This window comes from Actinoplanes sp. NBRC 103695 (assembly GCF_030269485.1).
In the GTDB taxonomy this organism is placed as follows: Bacteria; Actinomycetota; Actinomycetes; order Mycobacteriales; family Micromonosporaceae; genus Actinoplanes.
In genome coordinates this window covers 20,973-27,251 of record NZ_BSTL01000057.1, presented here as the reverse complement: position 1 = coordinate 27,251, position 6,279 = coordinate 20,973, and the positions used below count along the sequence as shown (strand labels likewise).

Below are 6,279 nucleotides of genomic sequence, written 5' to 3'. Positions count from 1 at the left end.
GTGTCCAGCACGACCGCGGTCGGGTCCTCGGCCCGCCCGGCCCGTTCCCGCGCCTGACAGCGCAGCAGATCATGGATGGCCGCGTCGGTGCCGTCATCGCGCCACAGAGCAAAGTAGTAGTACACCGCGGACCAGGGCGGCAGATCGTTCGGCAGGTACGCCCACTGACAGCCGGTCCGGTTCTGGTAGACGATCGCGTTCACGATCGCCCGCAGGTCGTAGCGGCCCTCATGTCCCGACGGCGACGGGCGTTTCGCCTTCCACGCCCGCAGGAACGGATCGATCAGCTCCCACTGCCGATCGGACAGGTCACTCGGATACCCGACACGCTCACCCATAACCAGCAGCTACGCGCCACGAGCGTGCCCGACCTCAGCCACACCCACCACGTCACGCCATCGAGCGACGACGAAACACCTGGAACCGGGCCGAGCACACCACAACCCGCGAAAGCGGCAGGCGGGCACTTACTGCCCTCTTATACCGCAAGTGCGCACCGAGCCGGTTCGGGAAGACCAGGTCGCTGCTTCGTGGGAGCTCGACGATCCCCTTGATCAGCGAGGCAGTCAAATCGACGTCGCGGGTCGCGTACGTCTTTGTTGGCCCGACGATAACTACACCCGATGTATCCTCAACACTGAGGCACACCTTCACGCAATTCGTAAAGCGGTTAACGTCGACCCAGCGAAGAGCCAATGCCTCGCCGATACGAAGTCCGCCATACGCCAGCAGCCGGACAAGAACCTGGTCCCTTTCCCGACGCATACTCATGGCGAGCTTCTCAACCTCCGCGGGGGTCAGCACTGGCCTGTCCAGATGTGGCTGAGGCGGCAGCTTGATGGATCGATCCCCTGCGGGATTCACCGGGATGGCACGGTCTCGGACCGCCCGGTCGAGGACGCGCCGCAAGACGCCGATGGCCTCGGTCACTTTGGACGTGCTGACACCTGCGGCCAACATGCCTGCAACCCAGTCGTCGATGCGGTTCCCGTTGATTCGTCGTACTATAGTGTCGCCAAACTCAGGTCCGACCCGGAGCTCCCAAGAACGGATATAGCCGAATCGTGTGCGAGATTTAAGGTGAGCAAAAGATCTTTCGTATCCGGGCCACCAGTCCCGGAGCGGCCGCTGAGCCAACCTCTCATCGCCCGCAATGCCCGCGTCGATCTCGGTTCGCTTCTTGGAAAGCCACTTGTCGGCCGCCTTCCGGTTGGCGAAAGTCAGCGGCGCAGGAACCATCTTGCCCGTGTCCGCGTCAGGATAGCGGGCTTGGAAGCGTCCGCTCGGCAGCTCGCGGATCGCTCCCCATTGCCGTCGTGTTCCCATAGCGTTCGTCCTTCCCCCGTATTGCGCATTGTCTAATGGCACGTGAATGGCATGCCAGGGGTCGAACCGTACGCCGACGCTGGTCACTGCGACAAGGAGCAACTGTTCCTAAACCGTGTGTCGTAGGTTCGATTCCTACCGGGGGCACTTACTTACGCCTATCGTCTCCGCCATGTCGCGCATCTTGCTGATCTCCGGCAGCACCCGTGAGGACTCGCTGCAGACGGCCGCGCTGCGGACCGCCGCGCAGGTCGCGCCTCCGGGGGTCACCGCCGTGGTCTATGACGCGCTGCGGGTGTTGCCTGCATTCGTGCCCTACGAGCGGCGGATCCCGGGGTCGGTCAAGCTGGTTCAGGAGCAGGTCGCCGCCGCGGACGGGCTTCTCTTCTGTACGCCGGAGTACGGCGGCTCACTGCCGGGCAGCCTGAAGAATCTGCTCGACTGGCTGTCCGACGGCCCGCATCTCACCGGGAAGCCGGTCGCCTGGCTGTCCGTCTCCGCGCCGGGGCAGGACGACGGGGCGCGCGCGGGTCTGGAAGCCGTGCTGAATCACGGCGGCGCGCGGGTGCTGCGGTCGGCGTGCATTCGGATCCCGCTCAGCCCGAGTGCCGTCGACGTGCACGGACTGGTGACCGAGCATCAGTTCCACCAGGCCGCGCAGGACGTGCTGCTGTCGTTGTCACGGTCGCAGGCGCCCCCGGAGCCGCAGCCGCAGCCGTCCTGGCAGGCGTACTCCAGTCTCTATCCGATGGTCCCGCAGACCGACACGTCGACGTTGCGCGCGGGCGGCCGGCCGCGACCGGCGGGGTGGCCGCACACCGGATCATGAGGGACATCCGTGACGTGCGCGCGACGATCGCGCCGCACATCCCGCGCACGCCGCTCGTCGAGCTGGGCCGGCACACCACCGTGGCCGGCCACCCGATCCTGCTCGAGGCCGAATGCCTCCCTCCAGCCGACCGGCTCGTTCAAGGTCCGCAGCGCCACCTACAAGATCTCGAGCGAGGAGAGCGTCGTCGCCTACTCGACGGGCAACCACGCGCAGTCGGTGGCGCGGGCCGACGTGGTTGCCGTGTCCGAGTCTGATATCGCGACGGCCCGGCGCCTGTGCGCGACCGAGGCGCATCTGGTGGTGGAGCCGCCGGGTGCGGTCGGTGTGGCGGCGGCCCTGGCCCACGCCGGCTCCCGTGACACCGGCCGTCCCGTGGTCGCGATCGCCTCCGGCGGCAACGGCTAGTCCGTCCAGCCGGCGGTGATCTCGATGTTGCGGCGCCAGCGGTCGCGGCCGGATTCATGGAGACGCGGCAGCGCCAGCATCTGCCGGCATTTGGCCAGCATGAACTCCTGCCGGGCAGCCCATGGCGGGCGCTCGCCGTAGCCGTCGAACAACGCGTCCAGGGCGTGCACGGACGAGGGGTGGTGCCTGCGCACGATCCACTCCGCCCAGGCGAGGTCCTCGACCTGGTCGCCGTCGTGGGCGAACTCCCAGTCGAGCACCGCCGTCACCGCGTACGTCTCAGGGTCGTAGAGGGTGTTGTTGGGGCCGTAGTCGCCGTGTATGAGCGGCGGCGGGATGCGCCTCAAGGCCGCTCCACAGGAACGGAGGACTGGTTCGGCCAGACCGTTTTCGATCAGCGCCTGTCCGTGTACGCCGGGCAGGTGCTCCGTGACGAGAACGCCGGGGCCCGAGTCGAGCACGCGCGGCACCGGCACCGCGCCGCCGGCCAGCCGGAGCAGCGTGGCGTGTTCGGTCGCGGCCCGCTGGCCGGCGAGCGGGCCCTGGTAGCGCTTGACCACGGTGGTCCCGTCGCCGCGGACGTCGTGCGAGTAACCGCGCGGCATCACCCGCATCGCATCATCATCATCCGATCGGGAAGTACAGCACCAGGATGAAGCCCAGCACGACGGCGATCAGCACCGCGGCCATCAGCCAGCCGCCCACCCGGGCGCCGGTGCGTTCCGGCAGGCGGCGGCGTTCCCGCAGTTCCTCGATGGTGCGGTCGATCTCGGCTGAGGCGCCCGGAATCTCGCCCAGTTCGCGGCGCAGCCGTTCGGCCTCCTCGCCGGCCACCGCCGGTTGCCCGGTGTCGGCGAACTGGCGGATCAGCCGGACGCCCATCGCCAGCTGGTCGGCGGCGGCCCCGATGATCTGCTTGTTCGCGGTCACGGTCTGCCGGGTGTGCGGGGTGACGGCCATCTCGGCGGCGACCGGGAACAGCTCGGCGAACCTGTCGACCAGCGGCCCGGACTGCTCGTACAGCTGGCTGGCGCAGTTGTTGAACGCGATGGCGACCAGTTCGGAGAGGTTCGCGGTGCGCTGGTAGTAGGCGGCCGGCAGCAGGGCGCGCAGGCGGACGAGCGTACCCATCGCGGTCTTGGCCTCGTCGATCGCCGAATCCACCATCCCGGCGTCGAGCAGGGCCCGCACCCGTCCGGCGATGGTCTCGACCTCGGCGTAGAGCGGGTCGGCGGTGCGGTCCAGCAGGTCCTCGGCGAGGCTGCGCTGCCCGGTCCAGTCGCGGGCGCAGCGGGCGGGGCGGGCCGGGTCTTTGGCGGCCACGGCCAGCGTGACCAGCGGCTGGAGGAGCGTGGCGGGCAGCCCGGCGCGGAGTTCGTCGACCACGGTCGCGGGCAGGCGGGCGTCGTTGAGCACGGTCACCCGGTGCAGCAGGTGCTCCCACAGGCCGTCGTCCTGCTGGAGGGCCTCCCAGCGGCGGGAGGCGTCCACCCACAGCTGTTCGAGTGTGGCGTCGTCGGCGTCGGCGTGCAGTTCCCGGTCGAGGGCCCGGCCGTACATGATCACCGCCCGGTCATGGTCGTCGTGCAGTGATCTGGGACACGGGCAGTCGGTGCCGGGCACGTCCCACAGCCAGAACAATTCGTCGATCACCCGGCGGCGGGGGTCCTCCAGCAGGCGCTCGCAGGCGGCGCGCACCTCGGCCGCGTCGGCGTCGCCGGCCGTCGCCTGCTCGTGCCGGCGGTGGATTGCTATCCGGTCGGCGGTGGTGGGAAGACCGGTGATCCGGAACGTATTCCGGTGGAAGAGCTCCGGTCCGGCGGCCGCCCGCAACGCCTCGGCCATCGTGTCCACCATCGCGTGCACCTCACCCGGAGTGTCGAATTGATTACGCGAGCATCAGTCTCCACCCATAGACGACCCCGGTCGATGTCCTCAATAGACTTGTAACCGGATGCTCACGCAAATGGTCTTGCCCCCATGCGGGAAGCTTTCCGCGTGCGATGGAGACGGCGGCTGTCACTTGCATTGACAGCTTGCATACTCAGTGTGATGAGCGTGGCCGGGTTCGGCGGCGCTTCTCCGGCGTACGCGATCGCCAACGGGCAGGACGTGAAGGACGGCGCCTACCCTTTCTCGGTCAAATTGTCGGCGATCGACATCCCGGTGCTGGGCGGCGGTACCCGCGACTCCTCGTGTTCGGGCGGCCTCATCAACTCACGCTGGGTGCTCACCGCCGGGCACTGCTTCAAGGACGCGCGGGAGCGGCGGGTGGCCCGGCCGGTCGCCAGGAAGACGATCGCCACCGTCGGCCGCGCCGACCTGAACGGCTCAGCCGGGCAGGAGGCCAAGGTCATCGCCGTGAAGCAGTCGTCGGTCGCCGACGTCGCCCTGGCCAAACTCGACCGGGACATCACCGGCATCACGCCGATGCGGCTCAACCGCACGAAGCCCAAGGTCGGCCAGCGGGTACGCCTGATCGGATTCGGGCTGGTCGACGGCGACGAATCGGACACCACGGATACCATGCAGACCGGGCAGTTCACCATCACCTCGGTCGGCAAGTACGTCCTGGGCATGTCCGGCAGGGCGCCGCGGTCGAACACCAGCCCGTGCCCGCACGACTCCGGCGGCCCCTACTTCATCCAGGACAAGACCGGCGCGCCCGTCGTGGTCGGCGTGGTCAGCGGCGGCCCGACCTGCCCGCACACCGGCGCCGACCGGAGCGGGCGGATCGACACGGTCGCGAAGTGGGTGCTCGGCGTCATCGGCAAGGACGGCCCGAAGCCGGCCGCGGTTCCGTCCCGCCGGGCGACGGCCTCGAAGGCCCCCGCACCCAAGCCCCCGTCGCGCCCCCGGCCCACCGCTCAGCCGGTCCGCGAGGAATTGCCCTACGGGCTGACCCTCCCGATCGTGGTCGCCGTGTCACTCGTCGCGGTCGCCCTGATGTTCGTGCTGGTCACCGCGCGTAGCCGACGGGGCAGAAGACGATTCCGCCACCGCCGTCAATGATTCGATGCGATCGCAACTATTAGAGCCCTGATCAATAAAAGAAATTCCTAAGAATCATTTCACCCTTCCGTTGAGCTTTTCACTGAATCGGTTCGTACGATTCGATATACACGTTGGTCAACGGAGGAGTTCAGTTTCATGTCCCGTAAGCGCACCCGTCTCCGCGTCGTCTCCATCGCCGGCGCCGCGGCGGTCGTCGCCGCCCTCGGCGCCGTCACCTTCAACGCCTCGGCCGCCGAGCAGGCCCAGGCCGGCGCCGAGTTCACCCGCGGCGGCATCCCGTCGAACATCCGCCCGCCCGCCGGATCCAAGTTCGTCGGCAGCGCGAAGGTGACCTCCGGAACCCAGACCTACACCTGCACGGGCGGCGTTTTCACCGGCGCCTCGGTGCCGGAGGCGCAGCTCGCCGGGCCGATCGGCCGGATCCACCACTACAAGGGTCCGACGTGGGAGCACACCCGGGACGGGTCGATCATCACCGCCACCAAGATCCAGGACTCGCCGGTCACCGGCTCCATCCCGCAGCTGCTGCTGCAGGTCAACGGGCACAGCGGCAAAACCGGCTCGCTGACCAAGGTCAACTACATTCAGCGCCTCTTCACGTCGGGCGGCGCGGCGCCCGCGGGCGCCTGCACCGACGGTCAGACCAAGGCCGTCAAGTACGGCGCCACCTACGTATTCTGGGCCTGATTTCATAATCGTCG

Annotated in this window: 8 protein-coding genes; 4 read left to right on the top strand and 4 right to left on the bottom strand. The window is 68.3% G+C overall.

From position 1 onward, the window contains the following. The coding region (locus tag QSK31_RS46775) for a transposase (RefSeq protein ID WP_285691642.1) at positions 1–338 on the bottom strand (338 nt) is incomplete at its 3' end. A gap of 52 nt (positions 339–390) precedes the next feature. Then, positions 391–1,326, bottom strand: coding sequence for a tyrosine-type recombinase/integrase (locus QSK31_RS46770; RefSeq protein WP_285691641.1), 936 nt, complete (start codon positions 1,324–1,326; stop codon positions 391–393). A 172-nt stretch (positions 1,327–1,498) separates the two neighbouring features. Between QSK31_RS46770 and QSK31_RS46765 the strand changes: the two genes are divergently transcribed. Further along, positions 1,499–2,155, top strand: coding sequence for an NADPH-dependent FMN reductase (locus tag QSK31_RS46765; protein ID WP_285691640.1), 657 nt, complete (start codon positions 1,499–1,501; stop codon positions 2,153–2,155). Positions 2,156–2,164: 9 nt separating this feature from the next. After that, positions 2,165–2,563: a hypothetical protein gene (locus QSK31_RS46760; RefSeq protein ID WP_285691639.1), complete on the top strand. Its 399-nt coding sequence runs from the start codon at positions 2,165–2,167 to the stop codon at positions 2,561–2,563. On the opposite strand, the gene QSK31_RS46755 is transcribed toward QSK31_RS46760, so the two are convergent. Next, complete coding sequence (locus QSK31_RS46755; RefSeq protein WP_285691638.1) at positions 2,560–3,177, bottom strand: phosphotransferase; 618 nt, start codon at positions 3,175–3,177, stop codon at positions 2,560–2,562. The genes QSK31_RS46760 and QSK31_RS46755 overlap by 4 nt on opposite strands. A 10-nt stretch (positions 3,178–3,187) precedes the next feature. Beyond that, a complete protein-coding gene (locus QSK31_RS46750; protein ID WP_285691637.1) occupies positions 3,188–4,420 on the bottom strand; it encodes a hypothetical protein in 1,233 nt (410 codons plus the stop codon). Between the two features lie 195 nt (positions 4,421–4,615). Between QSK31_RS46750 and QSK31_RS46745 the strand changes: the two genes are divergently transcribed. Both QSK31_RS46745 and QSK31_RS46740 read left to right on the top strand, forming a co-directional pair. Beyond that, entirely contained in the window at positions 4,616–5,575 is a 960-nt protein-coding gene (locus QSK31_RS46745; protein WP_285691636.1) for a S1 family peptidase, read from the top strand. 138 nt (positions 5,576–5,713) lie between these two features. Next, positions 5,714–6,265 carry a DUF3455 domain-containing protein gene (locus tag QSK31_RS46740; protein WP_285691635.1) on the top strand — a complete coding sequence of 184 codons (552 nt, stop codon included), beginning with the start codon at positions 5,714–5,716 and terminating at the stop codon, positions 6,263–6,265. Positions 6,266–6,279: the final 14 nt, after the last annotated feature.